Raw genomic sequence first — 26,192 nt, 5'->3', positions numbered from 1 at the left:
CGCTGCCTTCCTCACTTCAAATATTTACAACACGTCAGTATAGAAAGGTTTCCTTTCATTCAGAATTAAAAGTTTCTTCAGGGATTAAGAAATGAAAAAATTAGTTTTAGCGACACTATGTGGTATTGCTTCAGCACAGGCATTTTCAGCAGAAGCATCTGAAGACCGGATGCAGTTTTTAGAATCACAGTTAAAGCAAATCCAGGCTGAACTGGAACAACAAAAAGCAGCGCAACTCGCGCTAAAGACCCAGCAGGAAGAAGCCAAAGCCCAAGACTCTAAAACCCTGAGTTCAATGGTTGACAATGTCGATGTTTATGGTTTGATCCGCTTTGATGGTGCAGTCGATTTCAAAAGTACGACTGAAGCCCGTGGCCGAACTATTAACCAGATCAATAAAGTGCCTTTTACTGAACCGGATTCTGTACGTTCCGATTTTACTGCGGCTGCCAGCCGCATAGGTTTCCTTGCCAAAGATCTGGGAGGCAATCCAAATGTTTCTGCTCGTTTAGAAGCCGACTTCTGGACCAACAATGGTAAAGGCGATGGTGGATTACGTATCCGTCATGCACATTTAAAATATTATAACTGGACATTTGGTCAGGCTTGGTCATTGATGTCTACACCAGAAATTAGCACTGAAGCTGTCGATTACAGCTTGTTCCTGGGTGGATCAGTCTTACGTACACCTCAGATGAGCTATGCTTTCAAACTTGATCCAGAAAATACCTGGAATGTCGGTCTGGAATATATGGCCGGTGGCGATCGTTCTTCTGCTTTGCCTGCATTAACCACTAAGTATGTTCATCAATCAGGCCCTCTTCATTTATTAGCTCAAGGCTTTGTCAATCAAAAGCAGGCGCAAACAGATACAGGTGATATCGAGAAAGTTGGCTGGGGTGTGGGCGTTGGTGGACGTTACCGTTTAGATGATCAAAACTCGATTCAAGGTAACTATTTCCATATGGTCGGTGATCAGCGTATTGCAGCTTTCTTGACTCAAGGTTCAACAACCGATGGTGCTGCCTGGGGTGGCGATTATTCAGTCGATCCAATCAATAATGAACTTTTATTGAATGAGTTCAATAGTATAAATATTGGCTTCACGCATAAATTTACGCCGAAACTACGTAGTAGTATTAATGCCAGCGTGGTTGATTTTGATGATTCTAGCGATTATGCCAAAGCCAATCCGGAAACCAATAAGCGCTTAACCGACTATGTGGCTAACGTGATCTATTCTCCTGTTCCAAAGATTAATTTGGGTGCAGAATATCATCATGGCAAGCGTGAAACCTTTGACAATAAGGAAGCAGATATTTCGCGTATCAACCTCTCTGCCAACTATAGTTTTTAAAGCCTCAGGAGACAAGGATGTCAGCCCAAGGGCAAATTTCACGCCGTTTCATGTTCATGATGGCAATGACCTGCGCACTCTGCGCAGGTTGTAACTATTTTAACCAGCCCCTGATTTATTCTATTGCAGAGGATCTGCAAATCAGTGTGGCTCAGTCTGGTTGGACTGTAGTACTGACCCAGATTGGCTATGCCACCGGATTATTTTTGTTTGTCCCTCTGGGTGATTTGTTTGAAAAACGGCTGTATATCTGTAGTTTGATGTTGTGTACCGGACTGGCGCTTATTGGGCTTTCAGCCAGTACCAATCTGCATATGTTGTATGGCTTTACCCTGCTCGCCTCTTTTTGTTCGATCACCACCCAGATTCTGATTCCCTTTGCTGCCAACCTGTCTCAGCGAGAAAAAAGTGCTGAAGTGGTCGGTCTGCTGATGAGTGGTGTATTGGTCGGCATCCTGTTTGCCCGAACTGTATCAGGATTAATTTCTACCTTATGGTCTTGGCATGCCGTATACCTATTAAGTGGCTGCTCTATCCTGTTGCTCAGTATCGCCATGTGGTATCAGTTACCCAAAGCGAAAAGCCAGTTGCAGATGAATATATTGCAAATTTATCGCTCACTATTTACCTTTGCCCGAACAGAACCCATGCTGATCCGGCGTAGTATGATCGGAGGTTTGGGCTTTGGCATGCTGAGTATTATCTTTACTACCATGACTTTTATTCTGGCTGAAGCACCTTATCATTTTAACGATTTTCAGATTGGCCTTATGGGCATTGTGGGGGTGGTCGGCATCTGGTCCTCTCAGTGGACCGGTAAAATGATTGGCAGACATCGGGAAAAATGGATTGCGCATCTGGCCACCTGCGGACTGATTCTGGCCTGGATTCCCTTATTCTTTGCCCAGAATTATTTATGGATTTATATCCTGGGCCTAATTCTGGCTTATTTCGGAATTTCCTGTTTGCATGTCTTGAACCAGAATCTGGTCTATCGAATTTCAATGCAGGCTCGCTCGCGGATTAATGCCATCTATATGACCTGTTATTTTTCTGGTGCCGGTCTGGGGGCATTTTTATCGCTGCATTTATGGAAAAGCTATGGCTGGTCTGCCTGTGTCATTTTAGGTTTTATTTTTGCCGTGTTGATTTTTGCGATTAACTATTATGATCTGAACCAAGAAAGAAATTTAGCCAATATTCAGCCTGAACCTTAGATACTGTTAAAAACCTTTGGGGTTAAAAGCTTATTTTTTATCCCGCTTTCTATACCAAATGCAAATTATTAAGATGATACGCTCATAAAATAGGAAAATTCTTTAGGCCTGTTTATCATTGTCTTTCTACATGAAGAACGGTTGAAAATATTGATATCTTAACTTTTTAGAGTTAATTCAATTTACTATTTTCCATTGCGAGATAAATAGGTTTCAATTCAGTTAAAGGTGCAGGTTTTGCATAAAAGAAGCCTTGTAGCAGATCACAGCCCTGTTGATAGAGCAAGCTGGCCTGACTTAAGGTTTCGACCCCTTCCGCGACAACTTCCAAATCCAGCTGATGGGCCAGATGAATAATGGATTGCACAATCGCAGCATCCTGACCATCGAGGGTCAACTCTTCAATAAAACTACGGTCTAACTTGATTTGATTGATCGGCAAGCGACGCAGATAACTGAGACTCGAATAACCTGTGCCAAAGTCATCAATGGCAACCTGTACACCTAAAGCACGCACCGCTTTCAAAATTTCTATGGTTCGATCTGCGCCATTAATGATGACACCTTCCGTAATTTCAATTTTAAGTAATTCCGGTGGTAATTGACTGAGTTCAAGAGCATGTTCAAGTACTTGCAAAAAGCCTGCTCTACGGAATTGCAAAGGAGAAATATTCACCGATACTGTGATCTGGCTATTGTGCGTCTTGTTCCACTCCGCAATATCTAGACAGGCCTTTTCCAATACCCATTGACCTACGCTAATAATTTGCCCGGTTCTTTCTGCAAGTGGAATAAAAATCGCTGGGGAAATATAACCCTGCTGTGGATGGCACCAACGGATTAAAGCTTCTACACCTGTTACCAGTCCAGTTTCAGGATGAATCAACGGCTGATAGAACAGGTCAAAATTTTCCTGATTGATCGCTTCCATGAGTTCCAGACGCAGATTCGTATAGTCTATTTCTGCGACAGGCTGCATTCTGGTTTTTTCATACCACTGCCACATATTACGACCTTGTCTTTTGGCTTCCTGCATCGCCAAAACAGACTGATAAATCAATTCAGAAGAATGATGAATTGAACTGTCATCTGCCACGATACCAATACTGGCACTTAAATGTATTTTGTACTGATCGACAATAAACAGCATGGAAAGAAGATCAAGAATTTCTCCGGCGATCGCCTCGACTTCAGTGTGCTCATCTGTCCCTGAGAGCAGTAAAATAAATTCATCTTCAGCAAAGCGGCATAGCACATTATTGCCTTGAACAAATTTTTGCAGCCGCTCGCCCACACTTTTGAGAATCTGGTCCCCCACCAGATGACCTAAGCTGTCGTTGATATTTTTAAAGTCGTCCAGATCTATATACAGCAAGACTAAAGGTTGTGAGCTCTCGTGCTGTACTTCAAAAATATCTTCCAGAATCTGTTTGAATGCATGCTGGTTCGGTAAACCGGTTAAATGATCATGAGTATGCTGATGCTGAATATATTCTTCGTGAATACGTTGCTGGGTAATATCTTCCTGAATCCCCAAAAAATGGGTGCAGGTTCCTGTCTGGTCAAAAATAGGACCTATGGTTAAACGATTCCAGAACCAGCTGCCATCTTTACAGTAACTTTTTATAGTCACCTGAATTTCTTTTTGTTCTTTGACCGCTTGCTTGAGTAATGCAATCTGATCCGGATCAGTATCTGGACCCTGTAAGAAAAAACAGCTTTGTCCTAATACTTCTGCTGCTGTATAACCGGTGAGCTTTAGAAAAGCCGGATTTACATACACCATTAGCCTTTCTTCAGAGACATCGGTAATAAAAAGACTATTCGGACTGGCCTCTACCCCCCGTTTTAATAATCGTAGAGACTCCTTGTTTTCACGCGATACAGTAATATCTCGGGCAATGCCAATAATACCGGTGACTTTCTGATTTTGAATAATCGGTAAATTGGTCAGATCCAGCCATAAGATATCGCCTGCAACATTATAAATTGGAAGTTCATAATGTTGAGATTTACCTTGCGCCGCTTCTGAAAATGAAACGTTAGCAAGTTCATGGAATTCGGGCGGTATGAAGGCACAATAGTGCTGACCATGAATTTGCGCTTTAGAAAAACCTGTAATTTCTTCGCAAGCAATATTGGTATTAAGCACATGTCCCTGTAGGTCAAGTTCAAAAATAATATCTGGATGATAGGTATAAAATGAGCTGTATTTTTCATTAAGCTCATGTCTTTTTTGACGTTCCTGATCAAGCTCAATTGCGAGGGCAACTAATTTTGCCGCTTGCTGTAAAAGCTGAATATGAGGTTCAGTCGGTATTTTGGGTGTTCGATAATAGGTGGCAAACGTTCCGTATAGAATATCTGAAGCATTAATAATCGGCATAGACCAGCAGCTAGACAATTTTTCTGCGTTTACCAAAGCACGGTAAGGCTGCCAGTTTGGGTCTTTCATTAGATTTGGACTAATGACCAACTGACGCAGGAAAGCAGCTACACCACACGATCCTTGATTTGGCCCAATTTTCAAATCTTGAATAGCATTACAGTACTCTTTTGAAAAGTGCTGTTTGCCGCTTATAACGTTTAAAGTTTGGGTGTCATCCTTATAGAGCATAATAGTGACAAGCGCATCTGGTATACGCGCTTCAAGCCACTGGCTAATAACATCGAGGATAGGTTTAAGTTCAGTATGGCGACCAATCAGATTAAAAATATGAAAAATTTCTTGATCATCACAATTATTATTCATTCAGACTATCACCTTCCTTAGCTTGTTAACATTTTAGACTTATTATTAAAATAATCATTAGCAAAAGTTTGTATTTATATCTTTAAAATGCGGAAATATGGTCAATATTACGTGTATTTGATAATAATTCTAAAATTTAAAAATCACAGCCGAAGCTGTGATCTAAAACTATACTTTTACTCAATCAGAATATTGCGGACTTATTTTTAGGCTGCTTGTTGACGACTGTCCACTAATTTACAGCCAGTCTGCCGTTGCAATTCTTCAAAACTTAAGCCATCCACTATTTCAATAACCTGAGCTTGGCGGTCTTTTAATTCAATCACACAGAGATCAGTATAAATACGGTTGACACAATGTTTACCTGTTAGAGGATAACTCAGTTCTTCAACAATTTTTGCTTCACCGTTTTTGGTCACATGTTCCATGCAAACATAGACACATCGAGCACCCACTGCCAGATCCATTGCACCGCCTACAGCAGGTACAGCATCAGCATTACCGGTATGCCAGTTCGCCAGATCACCATTAATAGCCACCTGAAAAGCACCCATGATACAGATATCCAGATGCCCGCCTCGCATGATATCGAAAGAGTCCGCAGAATTCATAAAACTGCCACCTTGCAACATGCTTACGAGTTCTTTACCGGCGTTAATCAGGTCATCATCTGCCTGTTCGGGATCACTCAATGCAGCAAAACCTAAAACGCCATTTTCCGAGTGCAGAATTACTCCTTGTTCAGGTTTTAAATAACCAGCTACGCGTGTCGGCAAACCAATACCCAAATTTACAAAAGAGCCAGTTGGAATGTCTTGTGCAACTTTGGCCACAATCTGTTCACGTGTACGTTTTTGAATATTCATTATTTAATATCTCCAACTTTGACCACATGCTGTACAAAAATCCCTGGCGTTACGATGATCTCTGGATCAAGCTCCCCCAGTTCCACAACTTGATGGACTTGTGCAATGGTGGTTTTTGCTGCTTTGGCCATGATTGGACCAAAATTCCGTGCTGCCTTACGGTAGGTTAAGTTGCCCCACTGATCTGCCTGATTGGCATAAACCAAGGCATAATCAGCATGTATCGGATATTCCAGCACATAATCTTTTCCATTGATATTACGGGTTTCTTTACCCTCAGCTATTTTGGTACCAAAACCGGTTGGAGTAAAAACAGCTCCTAAGCCTGCACCGGCTGCCTGAATACGGCAGGCCAGATTGCCTTGTGGCACCAGTTCCAGCTCAACTTTTCCGGCTTTATACAGATCTTCAAAGACGGTTGAGTTATTGGCTCGTGGAAATGAACAGATCATTTTTTTAACCAGTCCAGACAACAGCAGATTGGTTAGACCACGATCTCCAGAAGCTGCATTGTTGTTAATAATGGTTAAGTCTCTAGGACCAAAGTCAATTAATGCTTCGATTAATTCTACCGGCTGACCTGCCAGACCAAAACCACTGGTCATAATGTGTGCACCATCAGGAATTTGCTTAAGTACCGTCTCGATATCCTGCGTGATTTTATTCATCATATTGCTTCCTAGCATGTTCTATCTATATTACGAGTGCAGATTAATCTGCCTTTTGCGGATCAAATAAGCGGTCTTTAATAAAGAAAGCGGGTATCAGGCCGCAAAGAAAATAGGCAATGCCCATAATCAGTAAGCCGGTACCAATCGAGCCTCCTTGAGCAAAATAGCCAATGGTAAGAGGTGCAAACACCGCACCCAGTCGGCCTACGTTATATGCCCCACCCACTGCTGTTCCACGCACTTTGGTGGAGAAGCTTTCTGTCATGTAAGTCGCATTAATACCGTATGGAATACCATAGAGAAAACCGAAAAATAACATCAGCCAGAGGATATTATCCGGCGTATTACCAAAGACAATCACAGGGATAAAAATTGCAGTACCCATAGTGCCGAAAGCAAATACCGCACGACGGCCAATCCGGTCAGCGATAAAACCAGCAATGACTTTGGTACACATCATGATCAGGAAGGTCCCGATCATATACATGGTCATTTCTTTAAACTTGATTCCGAGATCAGTCTCTAAATAGGCCGGTAGCCAGTTGCTGACTCCATAATAGCCAAACTGTAAAAATGCGGTACTGAAGGACCAGAGGATAAACATGCGACGGCTGAGTGCATCTTCAAAAATCATTTTGAAAGTGTTCTTGGGCTTTTCCTGCACAATGCCACTGGCTTTTGCATCCAGGCGGGCCTGACGTGCTTCTAACCAGGCTTTCGGTTCAGGCACTAAAAAGTACATCGCGAAAGCCAGTACAATTGGAATAATGGCAATATAATAGAGGTATCGCCAGCCAAACTCAGGCAACAGCCATCCAGCCAGAACAGTTGCGACCACCGAGCCTAAAGTCCAGCCAGTCATGAGCGTTGCCAATACTGTAGAGCGATATTTGGTGGGTACATACTCTGCCATGAGTGTGTTACAGGCAATATATAAGGCGCCTAGTCCAATCGCAGACGTAAAGCGCAGCCATTTGAACTGATCATAACTTTCTACGAATCCCAACCAGAAGGTTAATGAAGAAAATAATGCAATGGCAATGACGATCACACGAACCCGGCCAAAACGGTCACAAGCCCACCCGCCAAAAAAACCGCCGATAGCCATCCCTGCAAGTGTCCAGCTTCCTAAAGCACCGGCCTGCATATTACTTAATGAAAACTCTTGTTTCAGACTGGTCAGACTGTAGGCTAATAATGCAATATCAGCACCATCAACCAGTAATGCCAAAAATGAGAAGATAAAGGCCAGAATCCAGACTTTTTGCTTGGGTTCGTTTCCATCTTTCACTGGGTGTTGTTGTGAACTGATCGTATCCATAATGCTCTTTCTACTTTTCGGCACTCCTGTGCCTTTTTAAAACGCATATTTCACTTAATTTTTTAGGTGAAATATAGAATATTTACTGATCATTACCACGCTTGAACAAGGTGGTATGAAAATGATTTTCAAAGTTCTTGATAAATTTTCTCTGCAGAAATCACATAGCAATACATTAAATGATGTGATTAAGCACAATTCTTAAACCCGTAAAACAATCTAGCCAGCAATGCTGGCTAGGTTAAACTCAGGTTTAGTTGCAAAAGGCTGCAATTCCGGTTTGTGCACGACCTAAAATCAGGGCATGTACATCATGGGTACCTTCATAGGTATTTACCACTTCCAGATTAACCAGATGACGGGCCACACCGAATTCATCAGAAATCCCGTTACCGCCCATCATGTCACGGGCCAAACGGGCAATATCCAGTGCCTTGCCACAGTTATTACGCTTAATTAAAGACGTACCTTCAACTGAAGCAATGCCCTCATCTTTCATGCGGCCAAAACGTAAAGCCACCTGCAAACCGAGTGCAATTTCAGTTTGCATGTCTGCCAGTTTTTTCTGAATCAGCTGATTCGCAGCAAGTGGTCGGCCAAACTGTTTACGGTCCATGGTGTACTGATGCGCGGTATGCCAGCAGAATTCTGCTGCACCCATGGCACCCCATGCAATCCCGTAACGCGCACTATTCAAGCAAGTAAAAGGCCCTTTTAAACCACGAACTTCCGGAAATGCATTTTCTTCTGGAACAAAGACGTTATCCATTACAATTTCACCGGTGATCGAGGCACGTAGACCCACTTTACCGTGAATCGCTGGAGCAGAAAGCCCTTCCCAGCCTTTTTCTAGAATAAAGCCACGAATGTCACTGACATTACCTTCGGCAGAAACTTCTTTAGCCCAAACTACAAATACATCAGCAATCGGGCTGTTGGTAATCCACATTTTTGCGCCAGTTAAACGGTAACCACCCTCGACTTTTTTGGCACGGGTAATCATGCTGCCCGGATCCGAACCATGATCCGGCTCGGTCAGGCCGAAGCAACCAATATACTCACCGGTTGCTAATTTTGGTAAATACTTCTGCTTTTGCTCTTCAGAACCAAATTCATTAATTGGCACCATCACCAGAGAGCTTTGTACGCTGGCCATTGAGCGATAACCTGAATCGACACGTTCAACTTCACGGGCAATCAGACCATAACTGACATAATTTAAACCTGCACCACCGTACTGTTCAGGAATAGTTGGGCCTAGCAGACCAAGTTCACCCATCTCACGGAAAATAGCCGGATCGGTTTTTTCATGGCGGAACTGTTCCAGTACACGCGGCATCAGTTTGTCTTGACAGTACGCTGCCGCTGCATCGCGGATCATACGCTCTTCTGACGTCAGTTGCTGTTCGATTAAAAACGGGTCTTGCCAATCAAATCTAATTTTTGTCGTCATTTTAATATTTCCTTATTTTAAAATTATGAGATTAGGCGGTTGCTTGTTTAATCATTTCACGCGCAATAATAATTTGCTGGATTTGTGTGGTTCCTTCATATAAACGGAACAGACGCACATCACGGTAGAAACGTTCAATTGAATATTCACTGATATAACCCGCTCCACCATGAATCTGCAAACAGCGATCAGCTACTCGACCACACATTTCAGTTGCAAACATTTTGGCACAAGAGGCTTCAGTCGTAACATTTTGGCCAGCATCACGTAGACGCGCAGCATCCAGCACCATACATTTGGCTGCATAAATCTCGGCTTTGGAGTCTGCCAACATACCTTGGATTAGCTGGAAATTCGCAATGGGCTGGCCAAACTGTTTGCGTTCCACTGCATAGTTAAGTGCATCTTCCAGCATACGCTCTGCCATGCCGACGCTATAACCGGCAATGTGCAGACGGCCCTTATCTAGAACGCGCATTGCTGTTTTGAAGCCAATCCCTTCTACACCGCCAATCAGCTGATCTTTATGCACTTTACAGTTATCAAAAATTACATCACAGGTATAGGAACCATGTTGGCCCATTTTCTTATCAATTTTACCTAGGCTTAAACCAAGTGTGCCTGCTTCGACTAGAAATGCTGAAATACCGCTCGCACCTTTAATCTCTTGATTGGTACGTGCCATCACGGTAAATGTCGTGGCACGTGGTGCATTGGTGATAAAGCGTTTAGTTCCGTTTAAAATATAATAATCGCCGTCTTTGACTGCACTGGTTTTTAAAGCAGCAGCGTCTGAGCCGGAATCCGGTTCGGTCAAACAGAATGAACCAATAATTTCGCCCGTTGCATAACGCGGTAAATATTTCTGTTTTTGTTCTTCTGTACCGTCGATAATGATGCCACTTGAGCCAATGCCGTTGTTAGTACCAATTAAAGAGCGGAATGCAGCTGATGTATGACCTAACTCCATCGCGACCAGAATTTCTTCTTCCATGGTAATGCCTAAACCGCCATATTCTTCAGGAATCGTCAGGCCAAACAAGCCCAGCTCTTTCATCTGTTCCACAATATGTTCAGGAATGGCGTTGTTCTCTTCTACTTCATGCTCAAGAGGCACCAGTTCATTTTTTACAAAATCGCGAATCGTTGACAGAAGTTGGTCTAGCATTTCCGGATCACGAATCATATGAATCTCCATGGATATAATTTAGGTAAATTCCTTTACCCTTATTTTTGTTTCGTATTACGAAATAAATAATCATATAAAATCATTTTGAGCAAGTGAAATTATTAAAAATTTTATATTTTAACTAAAAAATGAAATTTTTCTGGTATTCCAGTTGATTTGTGTTTAATATTTAATTTCACGATACGAAATATTTTGATGAGTGATTATTCTATTTATCAGTTTTTTTGAATAGATAATTAAACCTTTTTTCTTGCTGTAATATTTATCGATCACTGACTCTTTCGGAGAAATCGAAACTTTTTAAATATATTGGCTACGTGTTAAACCTAAAAAACTAGATGATTTTATATTGTCTTCAAAGTTGGGTAACAGGATTCTTTTCGACCACAAATAATTTCGGCACTTTTTCCTATATTTTATCTTTTGTAGAAGTGTTTTATTTTGTATCGTGAAATTATGTTGCTATCATATTCATTAATTTAACTTTAATTGCCCTGACCATGACAAAAAATAAAACTGGTGAAATTCCCAACTTTGATGAAATCCGTTTAGATCCGATTTCACATATTCATAGAGAAAATAATCCTCAATTTATTGCGTCTATTGCGCGTGGATTGGAAATCTTACGTTGCTTTTCAGCGACCAATCAATTGCTTGGCAATCAGGAAATTGCACAATTAACCAACTTACCCAAGCCAACTGTGGCCCGTATTACCAGCACCCTGGTTTCTTTAGGTTATTTAAAACAACTACCGAATACCACGAAATATCTGTTGGATGTTGGCGTATTGGCTTTGGGTTATGCAGCTTTGAGTAATATTTCTGCGCGGACTCAGGCTTATCCGTTTATGGAAGAAATGTCCCGTTATTCCCAAGCCCCTGTGGCAATGGCTACCCGTGACCGTTTGAGCATGATTTATCTGGAAGTGGTACATACAGAATCGACGCTAACCATGCGCCGCCCTGTCGGTTCGACTTTACCGATTCATAGCAGTGCCATGGGACGGGCCTGTCTGGCAGCGATGGATGTGAAGGAACGCGAATATTTATTTGATGCCATCAAGAAAAGAAACGAAGATCAGTGGCCAACCATCAAGCGTAATCTGGAACGTGCAATCCGTGATTATCAGGATTATGGCTACTGTCTGTCTTTAGGTGACTGGGCTAAGGATGTGAATTCCGTGGCAGTTCCGTTGGTTCACCCCAAACATGGGATATTAACGTTTAACTGTGGTGCCCCAAGTTATCTGTTAAATCAGGAAAAACTGGAAAATGAAATTGGACCGCGTCTGATTCACATGGTGAATAATATTGCAATGAATCTCAATAACATATAAAAAATTAATTATCAGAGCGACATTAAGTCGCTCTTTTATTGAATACCCAATCTACACATCTTCTTCCTTTATCCAGAATTCTCAGCAAACCTTTTTAATGCTGCGAAATAGATAAGCTTTAAAAAAGATAAATTCCTATTCCAAATAAAAAGATCAAAAATAAGCTTCATAACCGATTTAGATAATGCTATAAATATCGTATAGCGAAATTGGATTTTATATTATGGAAGATATAACAAGAGAATCGATGGAGTTTGACGTCGTCATCGTAGGCGCAGGCCCTGCGGGTCTTTCTGCTGCGATCAAAATCCGTCAACTTGCAATTGAAAACAACTTAAACGATTTGTCCGTTTGTGTCGTAGAAAAAGGCTCCGAAGTCGGTGCACATATTCTGTCTGGTGCGGTACTTGAACCGCGTGCCATGAACGAGCTGTTCCCGGACTGGAAAGAACAGGGTGCCCCGCTAAATGTCCCAGTGACTGAAGATAAAACCTTCTTCCTGCTGTCAGATGAAAAATCACAGGAAGCACCACACTGGATGGTACCTAAAACCATGCATAACGATGGCAACTATGTCATCTCGCTCGGCAACGTGGTGCGCTGGTTAGGCCAGAAAGCCGAAGAACTGGAAGTGTCGATCTTCCCAGGCTTTGCAGCCTCGGAAATTCTGTATCATGCCGATGGCACAGTCAAAGGCATCCAGACCGGTGACATGGGCATTGGTAAAGATGGCGAACCGACGCATAACTTTACCCCGGGTTATGAACTGCATGCCAAATACACGTTATTTGCTGAAGGTTGCCGCGGTCACTTAGGTAAGCGTTTAATCCAGAAGTTCAACCTGGACAAGGACGCTGATCCGCAACACTACGGTATCGGCATTAAAGAGTTGTGGGAAATCGATCCTGCCAAGCACAAACCGGGTCTGGTGATGCATGGTGCCGGTTGGCCACTTTCTGAAACCGGTTCTTCAGGTGGCTGGTGGTTGTACCATGCCGATAACAACCAGGTGACCTTGGGCATGATCGTGGATCTGTCTTACACCAACCCGCATATGTATCCATTCATGGAAATGCAGCGCTGGAAAACCCATCCGCTGATCAAGCAGTATCTGGAAGGCGGTAAGCGTATTTCTTATGGTGCCCGTGCTGTGACCAAAGGTGGTTTTAACTCACTACCAAAATTCACCTTCCCGGGTGGCTCTTTAATTGGTGATGATGCAGGCTTCCTGAACTTTGCCAAGATCAAAGGCTCACATACGGCGATGAAATCCGGCATGCTCTGCGGTGAAGCGGTGTTTGAAGCGATTGCTGCCGGTGTAGAAAAAGGCGGTGATCTGGCGGTGGCACGTGTTGTGGAAGGCGAAGATTTCTTTGTTAAGGAACTGACTGCTTATACCGACAAGTTTAACAACAGCTGGCTCAAAGAAGAGTTATACAACTCACGTAACTTCGGCCCGGCGATGCACAAGTTCGGCCAATGGATCGGTGGTGCCTTTAACTTTATCGACCAGAACGTGTTTAAAGTGCCTTTTACCTTGCATGATCTGGTTCAGGACCATGCTGCGCTAAAAACCCAGGCAGCTGAAAGCTTCAAGCCGACCTATCCAAAACCGGATGGCAAGCTGACCTTTGACCGTCTGTCTTCAGTATTTGTCTCGAATACGGTCCATGAAGAGAACCAGCCAGCGCACTTGAAACTGACCGATGCTTCGATTCCGGTGGAAGTAAATCTACCGAAATGGGATGAGCCTGCGCAGCGTTACTGCCCGGCGGGTGTCTATGAAATTATGGAAAATAATGACGGTTCCAAGCGTTTCCAGATCAATGCAGCCAACTGTGTACACTGCAAGACCTGTGACATTAAGGATCCGTCCCAGAACATCACCTGGGTAACACCGGAAGGTGGTGGTGGTCCGAATTACCCGAATATGTAAGGTAATTCCTGTGAATGAGAAAAATACATCTATTTCTCACATTCACATACCCAATCTTGAAGCAGTTAATATTAACACTTCACTTTAATTTTTTAGGTAATCCCAGTTCCCGAGGGAGCTGGGATTAATAAATTTTCAAATAGAAAAATAGAAAAGATTGCATATAGGGTCAGAGATAAAAATGGCCTACTCGAAACCGAGTAAGCCATCTTTAATATTTAAAACAAATGACGAAAACTTTTAGTCATTCATCTATGGATTATTGCTGAGCCACAAACTTTGCACGCGCCGCATGCAGTTTCTTGTAACTGTCAATCAGGCGCAAATGACGATCCAGCCCTTCTAGCTGCATGTTGGTTTCGGTCAAACCATAGAAACGAACTGTTCCTTCGATTGAACCTAGAACGACATCCATACGGGCATCACCAAACATACGACGGAAGTTGTGTTCATAATCTTCCAGTTCCATTTCATTATCCAGAATGACTTCCAGAACGACATTCATGCACTGGTAGAACAGGCCACGTTCAACGGTATTGGTATTGAACTGCAGGAACTGCTCAACCAGATCTTTAGCTTCTTCAAATTGCTGTAAAGCTACATAAATCAGAAGTTTCAGTTCCAGAATCGTCAGTTGGCCCCATTCAGTATTTTCATCGAACTCGATACCGATCAAGGTTTTGATTTCGGTATAGTCATCCTCATCTGCTTCTTCCAGACGCTCAACCAATGCTTCCAATTGTTCATCATCCAGACGGTGCAGATTCAGGATATCTTCACGATATAACAAAGCCTTGTTGGTATTGTCCCAAACCAGATCTTCTACCAGATAAATTTCCGAATAGCCCGGTACCAGAATACGGCAAGCTGTTGCACCTAGATGCTGATACACCGCCATATAAACTTCATGGCCCATGTCTTCCAGAATCGTGAATAATTCCTGAGCTTCGTCCGCATTCGAATTTTGACCGTTATTAGTGAAATCCCACTCGACAAAATCATAATCTGATTTCGCGCTGAAGAAACGCCAAGACACTACACCGCTCGAGTCGATGAAATGCTCGACGAAGTTATTTGGTTCAGTCACGGCATTACTGCTAAAGGTTGGTTTTGGCAGATCATTCAGACCTTCAAAACTACGGCCTTGCAATAACTCAGTCAGACTGCGTTCTAATGCTACTTCAAAGTTAGGATGGGCACCGAATGAGGCAAATACACCGCCGGTACGCGGGTTCATCAAGGTAACGCACATGACCGGGAACTGACCGCCTAGTGAAGCATCTTTGACCAGAACCGGGAAGCCCTGTTCTTCCAGACCTTTAATGCCTTCAACAATTTTTGGATATTTTGCCAGAACATGTTCAGGCACATCCGGTAGTGCCAGTTCACCTTCCAGAATTTCGCGTTTTACCCCACGTTCGAAAATTTCAGACAGACATTGTACTTGCGCTTCAGCCAAGGTATTGCCGGCACTCATCCCGTTACTTAAGTAAAGGTTTTCGATCAGATTCGACGGGAAATAAACGGTTTCACCATCAGACTGACGTACAAATGGCAATGAACAGATGCCACGTGCTTTATTACCAGAGTTGGTGTCGTAAAGATGGATACCCAATAATTCATCTTCAGGATCATAAATTTCACGGGTATGTTCATCTAAAATTTCTGCAGGTAGTTCGCCATTTGGACCTGGCTGGAACCATTTTTCATCTGGATAATGCACAAATTCGGCATTGGCAATATCCTCACCCCAGAACTGGTCGTTATAGAAAAAGTTGCAATTCAGACGCTCAATAAATTCGCCCAAGGCAGATGCCAGCGCACTTTCTTTGGTCGAACCCTTACCATTGGTAAAGCACATTGGTGACTGCGCATCACGGATATGTAGCGACCACACATTCGGCACGATATTACGCCAAGACGCGATTTCAATCTTCATGCCAAGGCCTGCCAGAATGGCAGACATATTGGCAATCGTTTCTTCCAGCGGAAGGTCCTTACCCGGAATGAAAGTCGTATGGTCAGAAGCCAGACTTGGCATTAACAAGGCCTGAGCATCTGCATCGATACTTTCTACTTCTTCAATGACAAATTCAGGACCGGTTTGAATTACTTTTTTGACGGTACAACGGTCGATCGAACGTAAAATTCCCTGGCGGTCTTTTTCAGAAATATCAGCCGGTAGTTCCACCTGAATTTTAAAAATCTGTTTATATCGGTTTTCAGGATCAACGATATTGTTTTGAGATAGGCGGATATTGTCGGTCGGAATATCACGTGCCGCGCAATAGACTTTGACAAAATAAGCCGCACATAAAGCTGAAGATGCCAGAAAATAATCGAATGGGCCGGGTGCCGAACCATCGCCTTTATAGCGGATCGGCTGATCGGCGATTACCGTGAAGTCATCGAACTTGGCTTCCTGACGAAGATTATCGAGATAATTGACCTTAATTTCCATGTGGATACCTAAATATTCTTATGTGCCGTCACGGACAGATAAGATGCTGAATCTGAATATACAAGCCGGTTCACGGAGGAGAACTTGAATGAAAAATAGAAAATGGTCAGGTTATACCATTTGACGAAGTGTCTGGATAACGCTGCCGAGAATGGGCGCTATTATAGAATTATTTTATGAAATTGATAATATTTGTCTGAAATTCTGGCAGATTAAACCAGATCCTCAGTCTTTCCTGAGCTGCCGGAGCATGAATCAACTTCAAGTCATGGCTTATACTATTAATCAAAGTTGCAGATAAGGCAGATTTTCACCCGCCTAGTCTGAATGATTTCATAATTTTAAAAATCATAACTCAGTGCAAATACTGCAAGATTACGCTGCTTGTCATCATAGCGGTCATAACCGCCAAAGATATATTCACCTGACACACTCAACTGCGGTAAAAGCGCATAACTGAGTCCGGCAGAAGCATAACGAAAGGCAAACTGCTTTTCGGTATCGCCCAGTTCACCGCCCTCATATTTGCCTTCATCGTTAAAATAGCTTCCCGCTGCCGTAACGCTGGCATTCAGGCGATCATTCAACTGATGATTCAGGTTAAGCGTATAAAAAGTATCGCCCTGATTGGCATAAGCCACATCATACAGATAGGTCGATACACTGGCGCCAATACTGATCTGATCATTCAATGCACGACTTATATTTAAACCCAGCTCATTTCCGGTAGTATGCTTGCCGCCCGGATAATAATAGGTTGCGTTCCATAGATCCCAATCATAATTTTCGCCGCTATGGGTATAACCCAGCAGAAAGTTATGCTCGAATTTGTCTGAACGATGTCCCTGACGCCCCTGCACTTCTGCATAAGAGTATCCAAGCGTAGATCCCCAATATCCGACATAAAAATTACCATAAGCCAGATTCAATGCAGCCTGTACAGCAACATCATCATTTTCAGGCGCATTGGTCAAACCGCGGGAGACGTATTTGGAGACCACACTCAAGTTTCCGCTTGCTTCTATTTGTTTTACTTCCGCATCATCGGCATAACAGTAAAAACTTGAAACAGCAGCACAGCCAAACAGCACTGTTTGATTGAATATTTTCATAAAATATAAATGTATTAGGGTGTGTCCTCATTTGGCTTTGCACCAAATAAATATACAGGCTATACGAATCATAGATTTATAATTGCGTGCCAGTTTATCAAATCGAGTTGCAATAGCACGGAAATGTTTTAATCTCGAAAATGCATTTTCAACTAAGTGTCTTAATTTATATAGATATTTATCAAATTCCTTATTCGATCTCTTACTGTTTGATCTCAATGGAATAATGGGAATCATATTCTTGTTCTTGGCATATATTCTAATGTACTCAGCATCATACCCCTTATCAGCAATGAGATAAGTTGCCTCGTCTACCGTATCAATCAGTTGTTTTGCAACTTGACTGTCGTGGACGTCACCCCCAGTGATTTTAAAATCAATCGGTAATCCATTCGCGTCGGTTGCAAGATGTATTTTTGTTGTTCGTCCACCACGTGATTGTCCAATTGCTCTTTCGAAACCATGCCGAGCTCCACTTGCATGTTGATGCACGCGTATGTAACTTCCGTCAATGAATACCCATTCTTGATCCAAGACGCCTCGTAATCTAAAAAAAATTTATCCCACAATCCCTTGCTTGCCCAACGATTAAAGCGATTGTAAGCAGTTTGCCAAGGACAAAATTCTTGGGGAATATCACGCCATGTGGCGCCTGTACGCAGTTTCCATAAGATCGCTTCCATGATATTTCTACTATTCTTTGAACAGTAACAACCGTGTAATCGCATAGTATCTTGAATTTGCTGCCAGATATCATCGGTGAGAAGAGTACGTGCCATTGAAAAAATATAGAAATCAAAAGAGCTTAAAGGAGGATTTTAAGTATTTAAAACCAATTTTTCAAATGAGGACACGCCCTAAGTAAAGCGGAGATAAAACCGAAAGCAGTCGAGGTTTTATCTCCGCTTTGGGACAAAATTGAAATTCGCTTTACTCCTGCTTTGCTAGGCGGCAGGAATAAAACCATAATTTAAGCGCGAGGCGCCTTGTAAAAAGGTGCAGATGAAGGCGCAAGAGCAGGTTTGCCACGAATATGGTCTGCCAGTTTTTCAGCGATCATAATCGTAGTTGCATTGAGGTTACCGGTAATGATCAAAGGCATAATCGAGGCGTCAATCACACGCAACCCCTGCATTTCATGTACGCGTCCATAACCATCGACAACCGCCATGTCATCCTCACCCATTTTACAGCTACATGATGGATGATACGCGGTTTCTGCATGATTACGAACAAACTCATCAATTTCAGCATCTGTTTGTAGATGTTTTCCCGGACTGATTTCTTCACCACGATAGGGATCCAATGCCGGCTGATGCATAATTTCCCGGGTAATCCGGATGGCATCGCGGAATTCACGCCAGTCCTGCTCGGTACTCATATAGTTGAACAGAATACTTGGATGCTCAAAGGGGTCTTTGGATTTCAGACGGACACGGCCACGTGACGGTGAACGCATAGAGCCCACATGTGCCTGAAAACCATGTTCATGAATGGCATTGGTGCCATTATAATTAATCGCTACAGGCAGGAAATGATACTGGATATTGGGCCAGTCAAATTCGTCTGAGGAGCGGATAAAACCACCGGCTTCAAACTGGTTACTGGCCCCAATACCTTTACCTAAAAACAGCCACTCCGCACCAATCATGGGCTGGTTATACCACTTGAGTGCCGGATATAAGCTAACCGGTCTTTTGCACTTATATTGCAGGTACATTTCCAGATGGTCCTGCAGATTTTCACCAACGCCTGGCAAATCCTGAACCACAGGAATATCCAGACTTTTTAACAGTTCGGCTGGACCTACACCGGAGCGTTGCAGGATTTGCGGTGAGGCAATCGCACCACCACATAATAAAACTTCACGATCCACAAAGACCTGAATCGGCTGTAAGGTATTTTGTCCTTCAAAATATTCCACACCAATTGCCTGATTACGATTAAACAGAATCCGGTTGGTCATAGCGTGGGTAATAATCGTGAGATTATCCCGGTCTTTGGCCATATCCAGATAACCACGTGCTGTACTGGAACGACGGCCTTGCGGCGTTACGGTACGGTCCATCGGTCCAAAACCTTCCTGCTGATAGCCATTCAGGTCATCAGTACGTGGATAGCCGGCCTGTACACCTGCCTCGACCATGGCATGGAACAGTTCATTATTGCCATTTTTAGGTGTTGCCACCGAAACCGGTCCAGAGTCACCATGATAATCATTGCCGCCAATATCGCGCGTTTCAGCTTTTTTATAATATGGCAGACATTCAGCATAGCTCCAGTGTTCTAGTCCCTTAAGGCTGGCCCACTGTTCAAGATCCATAGCATTACCACGAATGTAACACATGCCGTTAATTAACGAAGAACCGCCCAGACCTTTTCCGCGCCCGCACTCCATACGACGATTATTCATATGAGGTTCGGGGTCGGTCAGATAGGCCCAGTTATAGCGTCGTCCTTGTAATGGATAAGCCAATGCAGCCGGCATTTGTGTTCTGAAGTCTAGACGATAATCCGGCCCACCCGCTTCCAGCAACAGAACTTTCACATCCGGATCTTCAGTTAAACGCGCTGCGAGCACATTTCCTGCCGAACCTGCGCCGATAATAATATAATCGTACTTCATCCAATCCTCCCTTATGCGCTAAATACAGACTGGAAAGGACTAAGTTCGACCTGAACTGACTTGGTCTGGGTATATTGCTGTAGTGTGACAATACCGTTTTCGCGACCGACACCTGAATGTTTATAGCCACCAACTGGCATTTCTGCCGGTGATTCGCCCCAAGTATTAATCCAGCAAATGCCGGCTTCGATTTGATGAATAATACGATGCGCACGTGCCAGATTCGGTGTCACGACACCAGCTGCCAGACCATACTCGGTGTCATTGGCTCGACGAATCGCCTCTTCTTCTGAGTCATAACTTAGAATACTCATGACCGGACCAAATATTTCGTCACGGACAATCGTCATGTCGTCACGGCAATCGGTAAATACCGTTGGTAGCACATAAGCGCCTTGGGCAAATTGCTCATCTTCGGCACGGCCACCACCACACAATAAGCGTGCACCTTCGATCTTGCCCTTTTCAATATAGCCCAGCACTTTTTCCATATGAGAGAAGCTGGATACTGGACCAAAATTGGTCTCAGGATCGAGTGGGTCCCCCATACGAATATAAGGAATACGCTGCAGAATCTTTTCTTCGAATTCGGCTTTCAAGGCTAAAGGTATAAATACTCGAGTACCATTGGTACAGACCTGACCGGAACTATAGAAGTTGGCCATCATGGCAATATCTGCCGCCAGATCCAGATCGGCATCTTCACAGATAATCAGCGGGGATTTTCCGCCCAGCTCCATAGTTACTTCTTTCAGACTGGAATGCGCAGCTTGGGCCATGACTTTTTTGCCGGTCGCGACACCACCGGTAAATGAAACTTTGGCTATGTCCGAATGTGAAGTCAGATAGCCACCAATTTCACCACTGCCGGTCACCACATTGAATACGCCATGCGGCACACCTGCTTCAGTATAAATTTCTGCCAGTTTTAACGCACTTAAAGGCGTTATTTCACTGGCTTTAAAGATCATGGCATTGCCTGCTGCCAGTGCAGGTGAAGATTTCCATAAGGCGATTTGAATCGGGTAATTCCATGCACCAATCCCGGCAACCACACCCAAAGGTTCACGGCGAGTATAAACAAACGAACTACTTCTGAGCGGGATTTGCTGGCCTTCTAATGCTGGCAAAATACCTGCATAGTATTCAAGTACATCTGCACCTGTCGCAATATCGACGGTGGATGTTTCACTGAAAGCTTTACCACTGTCGAGACTTTCTAAACGTGCCAGCTCGTCATTACGTTCACGGAGGATGGTAACCGCCTTGTTCAAAATACGGGAACGTTGAATCGCCGTCATTTCTGCCCAGACTTTTTGTCCTTGCTGTGCCGATTCAACAGCGCGATCGATATCTTTTCGCGTACACACTTGCACGTCTGCCAGAACTTCGCCTGTTGCAGGATTAATCGTTTGAAACGTGCTATTGGACGTTGCATCGACATATTGTCCATGAATATAAGGACGTTGCAGTTTGAATGTTGTCAATGGAATTTCCTCGCAGGTGGGTTATTTGAGTTGTTGCCGGATATATTCACTACACAGTTCAATCGGCAGTTCTGGGTCAATTTCGCCATTTACCAAAGCACCTCTTAACCAGAATCCATCAATCAATGCTGCCAAACCTTGAGCGGCTTTCTCTGCCTGGTCTTTATTCAACTTTTTCATGAATTCATATTTAAGGTTGGAATGTAAGCGGTAATGATTGATCTGCTGTAACCGATGTAACTCAGGTTGATGCAAACTGCTAGCCCAGAACGCCAACCAGACTTTCATGGCCGCCTTGTCGGTTTGTGGAGCAGCAAAATTACCACGTACGATCGCCAGTAAGCGCTGCTCCGGTAAGTCATCAACCTGTATCTTTATCTGTGCAACAGATTTACCCAATTGCTGCAATAAGTAACGCATTGTGGCTTCAATCAAGCCATTTTTACCTCGAAAGTAATGACTTATGATGCCGGTTGAGACACCTGCTCTCTGGGCAATCTGACTAATTGAAGCTTCTGCAAAACCTAGCTCATTCACTGCAGCTAAGGTGGCATCGATCAGTTGCTGACGACGGATCGGTTGCATACCAACTTTGGGCATAGGACTAACCTGAATAACGGATGTAACAATAAAAAATCACTCTGCTAAAGCAAATAGCTGAATGATGTAACAATTCATAAACGCTTTTTTAATTGAACGTTCAATTAATAAAAATTATAGTGCCAGCTCACCCTTGATGTACAGCGCAGTTTGTTTTGGATTTGCAAAAGTTTGTAATTCACGAAAACAAGGAAGCTTTACCGCAGGCTTTTGCTTTTAAATCACACTGCACTGTAGATCATCCGGCAACAACACGATGGTCATGGATTTATGCAAAAGAAAAATGAAGAGATGCAAGATGGTCTGAATAAAGTAGTTTTTTATTTTTCGGCGACACTTATTCTGCTGTTTTCTATCATTACCATTTTATTTAATGAACAAGCCAATCAAGTCATTATCAATATTTTAAACTGGGTCAGTCGTACCTTTAGCTGGTATTACCTGCTAGCGGCAACGCTGTATCTGGTTTTTATCGTCTTTATCGCCTGTTCCCGTTATGGCGAGATTAAATTAGGCCCCAAACATTCCAAGCCAGAATTTAGCCTGTTGAGTTGGTCGGCGATGCTATTTTCTGCCGGAATCGGGATTGACCTGATGTTTTTCTCAGTGGCGGAACCGCTTTCGCATTATATAAATCCGCCTGTAGGCGAAGGTGAAACCTTCGAAGCTGCGCGCCAGTCCATGGTATGGACCCTGTTTCACTACGGTTTAACCGGCTGGAGTATGTATGCACTGATTGGGGTCGCGCTAGGTTATTTCAGCTATCGCTATAATTTACCGCTCACCATCCGATCAGCACTCTATCCTATTTTTGGAAAAAAAATTAATGGTCCAATTGGCCATACTGTGGATACGGCTGCAGTACTCGGCACGATTTTCGGGATTGCCACCACCTGCGGGATTGGCGTTGTGCAATTAAATTACGGCCTGCATGTATTGTTTGATTTACCAGAAAATATCTGGATTCAAACTGCACTCATCGCCGTTGCCGTGATTATTACTATTATTTCAGTCACTGCCGGTGTCAATAAAGGCATCCGGATCCTGTCTGAAATTAATATCTATGTATCAATTGGGCTGCTGCTATTCATTCTGTTTGTAGGAAATACCGAGTTTTTATTAGCCGCCTTGATTCAAAATTTTGGTGACTATATCAGCCAGTTCCCGAAACTTTCTTTAACCAGTTTTCCTTTTGAACAACCGAAAGAGTGGATGAATAGCTGGACCCTGTTCTTCTGGGCATGGTGGATCGCCTGGTCACCTTTTGTTGGTCTGTTCCTGGCCCGTATTTCCCGTGGTCGTACCATTCGCGAATTTGTCACCGGGACTTTGGTTATTCCTCTGTTATTTACCCTGACCTGGTTGTCTATTTTCGGTAACAGTGCTTTATACAGCGTGATTTTTGATGGTAATACTCAACTTGCTACGACAGTTTTAGAAAATCCGGCACATGGTTTTTATGATCTGCTGGCGCAGTATCCAGGCTTTATGTTTACTGCAGGTGTCGCCACCATTACCGGCTTACTGTTCTATGTGACCTCAGCGGACTCGGGGGCATTGGTATTGGGAAATTTCACGACCAAATTCACTAATATTGAACATGATTCACCGCGCTGGCTGAGTGTGTTCTGGGCCATTGCCATCGGTTTGCTGACTTTGGCAATGCTCATGGCGAATGGCGTAACAGCATTACAGAACACCACGATTATTATGGGCCTGCCTTTTAGTTTCGTGATTTTCTTTGTGATGGCCGGACTGTATAAGTCCTTGCGTCTGGAGGATTTTCGGCAGGCCAGTACCAGTCTGAATGCTGCGCCTGTGGTCGGTAATGTGGATATCCTGAACTGGAAGAAGCGTCTGAGCCGGGTCATGCTGCATCCAAGCCTGTCCCAGACCCGGACCATGCTGGATAATGTTTGCAAACCAGCCATTGAGGCCGTTGCAACCGAGTTAATTGACAAAGGCATTCAAGTCAATATTCAGGAAAAATCGCTTGAGGAAGAACCTGAACTGTATCACCTGGATCTGACCATTCAGCTCGATGAAGAAGAAAACTTTGTCTATGAAATATGGCCGGTACGCTATGACACGCCAAATTTCAGTTCACGTGGTAAACGAACCAAACGTTATTACTATCGTCTGGAAAGTTATCTGTTTGAAGGCTCTCAGGGCAACGATCTGGTCGGTTATAGTAAGGAACAGGTGATCAATGACATCCTGGATAAATATGAACGCCATATGATGTATCTGCATATTAACCGGATCAGCCCAGGTAAACGTCCGCTGTTCCCGGACCGTGAAATCTAGGATATCTCAACTACGGAAGGACTGAATGATGTCAGAAAGTTTGAATGCATTTGCCCTGTTTTTCTCCCTGCTCAACCCTTTTCTGATGAGTATTTATATGCTCGGAATTATCCGTAATTCCGACGCAAAAGTATTCAACATGGCATTGATTCAGGGCAGTCTGATCAGCTTTATTGTGTTCATCATTTTTGCAAAAACCGGTGAAGCCTTCTTTAATGAAGTCTTGCATGTACGGTTTGAGTCCTTCCAGATTTTTGGCGGTATTATTTTTCTGGTGATTGGCTATCGTTATGTCTTTGAAGGTGCTGATACGATTGGTGTGATGCGTGGAGCGCCCAGTCATCTGGCGGGTACGATTGCCATGCCGTTTATGATCGGTCCCGGCACCATTTCGGCTTCCGTGATTACCGGGATTCAGCTCAGTTTAATGCAAACCATTCTGGTGATTTTCTTTACCCTGTTTCTGACCTGTAGCTTGCTAATTCTGATGAAATACCTGCATGATCATTTACAGCATAAATATTCCAACTACATTGACCTGTATGTCGATATTGTCGGTCGTGTTGCAGCGCTTCTGATTGGTACGATTGCCATTGATATGATTGTCACAGGCGTTACCGGAATTTTGGAAACCTGATAAATCCTTTCTATCAATAAATAAAAAGAGCGGTTTTTACCGCTCTTTTTTTGATTTTAAATAGGGTCTGTTGACATTTACTGTTCATAATTAACCCTATAAAGGTAGCCACAAAAATATACAGGCTAAAGCAACAGAACTTTGATAATTTCTTTTGAGCTTGTCATATCGAGTAGCTATTCCTCTAAATTGCTTTAATCTACAAAACATATTTTCAACTAAATGCCTGATTTTATATAAACACCAGTCCATATGGTCATTGTTCGATTGGCTATTTGTTTTCTTTGGTATATTCGCTTTAGTCCCTGTTTTCCTGATCTGTTCACGCAGTGGTTCTGAATCATAGCCTTTATCTGCACATACCACTTTTGTCTCTTTTAAATCTAATGTTGATATTAAATCAGGTGCAACTTTAACATCATGTGTGGTTCCATCGGTAATCATGAAATCAATAGGATTGCCATGTGCATCAACAATCAAATGTATTTTTGAGGAGTTTCCTCCTACACTTTTAGAAATAGATTGATTCGCTATGCCGGCAGAATGTTGATGAGCACGTACATGAGAGCCATCAATAAAAATCCACTCCATATCGGGGCATGAGGCTAGTAATTTGAATAATCTAAGTAACTTACCGCTGCTTGACCAACGATTAAAACGTTTGAAAATAGAGTTTGAATGACCAAAACAACAAGGAATATCTCGCCACGGACAGCCTGTTCTAATTCTATAGAGAATAGCTTCAATAAAATTGCGTAAATTTGAGTTGTGGTGAATGGATAAATTACGCAGAATAACTTTCAACTTTTGCCAGTGTTGATCTGTCAGCATGGTACGAGGCATAGCGAATAGTAAAATTGGGT

General features: G+C 43.1%; 19 protein-coding genes. 6 read left to right on the top strand and 13 right to left on the bottom strand.

All coding sequences use genetic code 11. The features are described from left to right. The first annotated feature begins 91 nt into the window (after positions 1 to 91). On the top strand, positions 92 to 1,357 hold the full coding sequence (locus J7649_RS03565; protein WP_219309411.1) for a DcaP family trimeric outer membrane transporter: 1,266 nt from the start codon (positions 92 to 94) through the stop codon (positions 1,355 to 1,357). A gap of 17 nt (positions 1,358 to 1,374) precedes the next feature. Then, positions 1,375 to 2,574, top strand: a complete 1,200-nt coding sequence (locus J7649_RS03560; RefSeq protein ID WP_219309410.1) for an MFS transporter — start codon at positions 1,375 to 1,377, stop codon at positions 2,572 to 2,574. A 172-nt stretch (positions 2,575 to 2,746) separates the two neighbouring features. Here the strand turns inward: J7649_RS03560 and J7649_RS03555 are convergent, their stop codons facing one another. The 6 genes from J7649_RS03555 to J7649_RS03530 form a co-directional block, all read right to left on the bottom strand. Next, positions 2,747 to 5,326: a bifunctional diguanylate cyclase/phosphodiesterase gene (locus J7649_RS03555; RefSeq protein WP_219309409.1), complete on the bottom strand. Its 2,580-nt coding sequence runs from the start codon at positions 5,324 to 5,326 to the stop codon at positions 2,747 to 2,749. Positions 5,327 to 5,532: 206 nt separating this feature from the next. Beyond that, on the bottom strand, positions 5,533 to 6,192 hold the full coding sequence (locus tag J7649_RS03550) for a 3-oxoacid CoA-transferase subunit B (protein ID WP_219309408.1): 660 nt from the start codon (positions 6,190 to 6,192) through the stop codon (positions 5,533 to 5,535). After that, a complete protein-coding gene (locus tag J7649_RS03545) occupies positions 6,192 to 6,863 on the bottom strand; it encodes a 3-oxoacid CoA-transferase subunit A (protein ID WP_004730985.1) in 672 nt (223 codons plus the stop codon). Before J7649_RS03545 ends, J7649_RS03550 begins: the two co-directional genes overlap by 1 nt. A 40-nt stretch (positions 6,864 to 6,903) precedes the next feature. Continuing rightward, entirely contained in the window at positions 6,904 to 8,184 is a 1,281-nt protein-coding gene (locus J7649_RS03540) for an MFS transporter (protein ID WP_219309407.1), read from the bottom strand. A 253-nt stretch (positions 8,185 to 8,437) separates the two neighbouring features. Then, the gene (locus J7649_RS03535; RefSeq protein ID WP_219309405.1) at positions 8,438 to 9,637 is read right to left on the bottom strand and encodes an acyl-CoA dehydrogenase; all 1,200 of its coding nucleotides are present in this window, start codon (positions 9,635 to 9,637) and stop codon (positions 8,438 to 8,440) included. Between the two features lie 31 nt (positions 9,638 to 9,668). After that, a complete protein-coding gene (locus J7649_RS03530) occupies positions 9,669 to 10,823 on the bottom strand; it encodes an acyl-CoA dehydrogenase family protein (protein WP_004730987.1) in 1,155 nt (384 codons plus the stop codon). A 503-nt stretch (positions 10,824 to 11,326) separates the two neighbouring features. Here J7649_RS03530 and J7649_RS03525 point away from each other — a divergent pair. Continuing rightward, positions 11,327 to 12,163, top strand: coding sequence for an IclR family transcriptional regulator (locus J7649_RS03525; protein WP_004280319.1), 837 nt, complete (start codon positions 11,327 to 11,329; stop codon positions 12,161 to 12,163). A 223-nt stretch (positions 12,164 to 12,386) separates the two neighbouring features. After that, positions 12,387 to 14,099 carry an electron transfer flavoprotein-ubiquinone oxidoreductase gene (locus J7649_RS03520; RefSeq protein ID WP_004280320.1) on the top strand — a complete coding sequence of 571 codons (1,713 nt, stop codon included), beginning with the start codon at positions 12,387 to 12,389 and terminating at the stop codon, positions 14,097 to 14,099. 259 nt (positions 14,100 to 14,358) lie between these two features. Here the strand turns inward: J7649_RS03520 and J7649_RS03515 are convergent, their stop codons facing one another. The 6 genes from J7649_RS03515 to betI form a co-directional block, all read right to left on the bottom strand. Further along, on the bottom strand, positions 14,359 to 16,560 hold the full coding sequence (locus J7649_RS03515; RefSeq protein WP_219309403.1) for an OsmC domain/YcaO domain-containing protein: 2,202 nt from the start codon (positions 16,558 to 16,560) through the stop codon (positions 14,359 to 14,361). Between the two features lie 341 nt (positions 16,561 to 16,901). Beyond that, positions 16,902 to 17,672 carry a TorF family putative porin gene (locus J7649_RS03510; protein ID WP_219309401.1) on the bottom strand — a complete coding sequence of 257 codons (771 nt, stop codon included), beginning with the start codon at positions 17,670 to 17,672 and terminating at the stop codon, positions 16,902 to 16,904. 27 nt (positions 17,673 to 17,699) lie between these two features. Beyond that, positions 17,700 to 18,451, bottom strand: a protein-coding gene (locus J7649_RS03505) for an IS5 family transposase (RefSeq protein WP_411800830.1) whose coding sequence is annotated in 2 segments (ribosomal slippage) — positions 17,700 to 18,217 and positions 18,217 to 18,451 — 753 coding nt in all. Because the reading frame shifts where the segments join, the coding sequence is not laid out codon by codon here. A 191-nt stretch (positions 18,452 to 18,642) separates the two neighbouring features. Continuing rightward, on the bottom strand, positions 18,643 to 20,298 hold the full coding sequence (gene betA / locus J7649_RS03500; protein ID WP_219309398.1) for a choline dehydrogenase: 1,656 nt from the start codon (positions 20,296 to 20,298) through the stop codon (positions 18,643 to 18,645). 11 nt (positions 20,299 to 20,309) lie between these two features. After that, on the bottom strand, positions 20,310 to 21,785 hold the full coding sequence (gene betB, locus J7649_RS03495) for a betaine-aldehyde dehydrogenase (protein ID WP_219309397.1): 1,476 nt from the start codon (positions 21,783 to 21,785) through the stop codon (positions 20,310 to 20,312). 21 nt (positions 21,786 to 21,806) lie between these two features. After that, positions 21,807 to 22,385 carry a transcriptional regulator BetI gene (gene betI / locus J7649_RS03490; RefSeq protein ID WP_005266375.1) on the bottom strand — a complete coding sequence of 193 codons (579 nt, stop codon included), beginning with the start codon at positions 22,383 to 22,385 and terminating at the stop codon, positions 21,807 to 21,809. Between the two features lie 270 nt (positions 22,386 to 22,655). Here betI and J7649_RS03485 point away from each other — a divergent pair, with 270 nt between their 5' ends. Further along, positions 22,656 to 24,692 (top strand): choline transporter, encoded by a 2,037-nt coding sequence (locus J7649_RS03485; protein WP_005246314.1) that lies wholly within the window; start codon positions 22,656 to 22,658, stop codon positions 24,690 to 24,692. Positions 24,693 to 24,720: 28 nt separating this feature from the next. Continuing rightward, the gene (locus J7649_RS03480) at positions 24,721 to 25,329 is read left to right on the top strand and encodes a MarC family protein (RefSeq protein ID WP_004646981.1); all 609 of its coding nucleotides are present in this window, start codon (positions 24,721 to 24,723) and stop codon (positions 25,327 to 25,329) included. Between the two features lie 77 nt (positions 25,330 to 25,406). Here the strand turns inward: J7649_RS03480 and J7649_RS03475 are convergent. Then, a protein-coding gene (locus tag J7649_RS03475; RefSeq protein WP_228738660.1) for an IS5-like element ISAba31 family transposase occupies positions 25,407 to 26,172 on the bottom strand; the annotation gives its coding sequence in 2 pieces (ribosomal slippage) (positions 25,407 to 25,439 and positions 25,441 to 26,172; 765 coding nt in all). Between the last annotated feature and the right edge of the window lie 20 nt (positions 26,173 to 26,192).

The sequence above is a fragment of the Acinetobacter lwoffii genome (assembly GCF_019343495.1).
Taxonomy (GTDB): Bacteria; Pseudomonadota; Gammaproteobacteria; order Pseudomonadales; family Moraxellaceae; genus Acinetobacter; species Acinetobacter lwoffii_P.
Note: the sequence above shows the minus strand (reverse complement) of the source record. Positions and strands in the feature narration are given on the sequence as shown.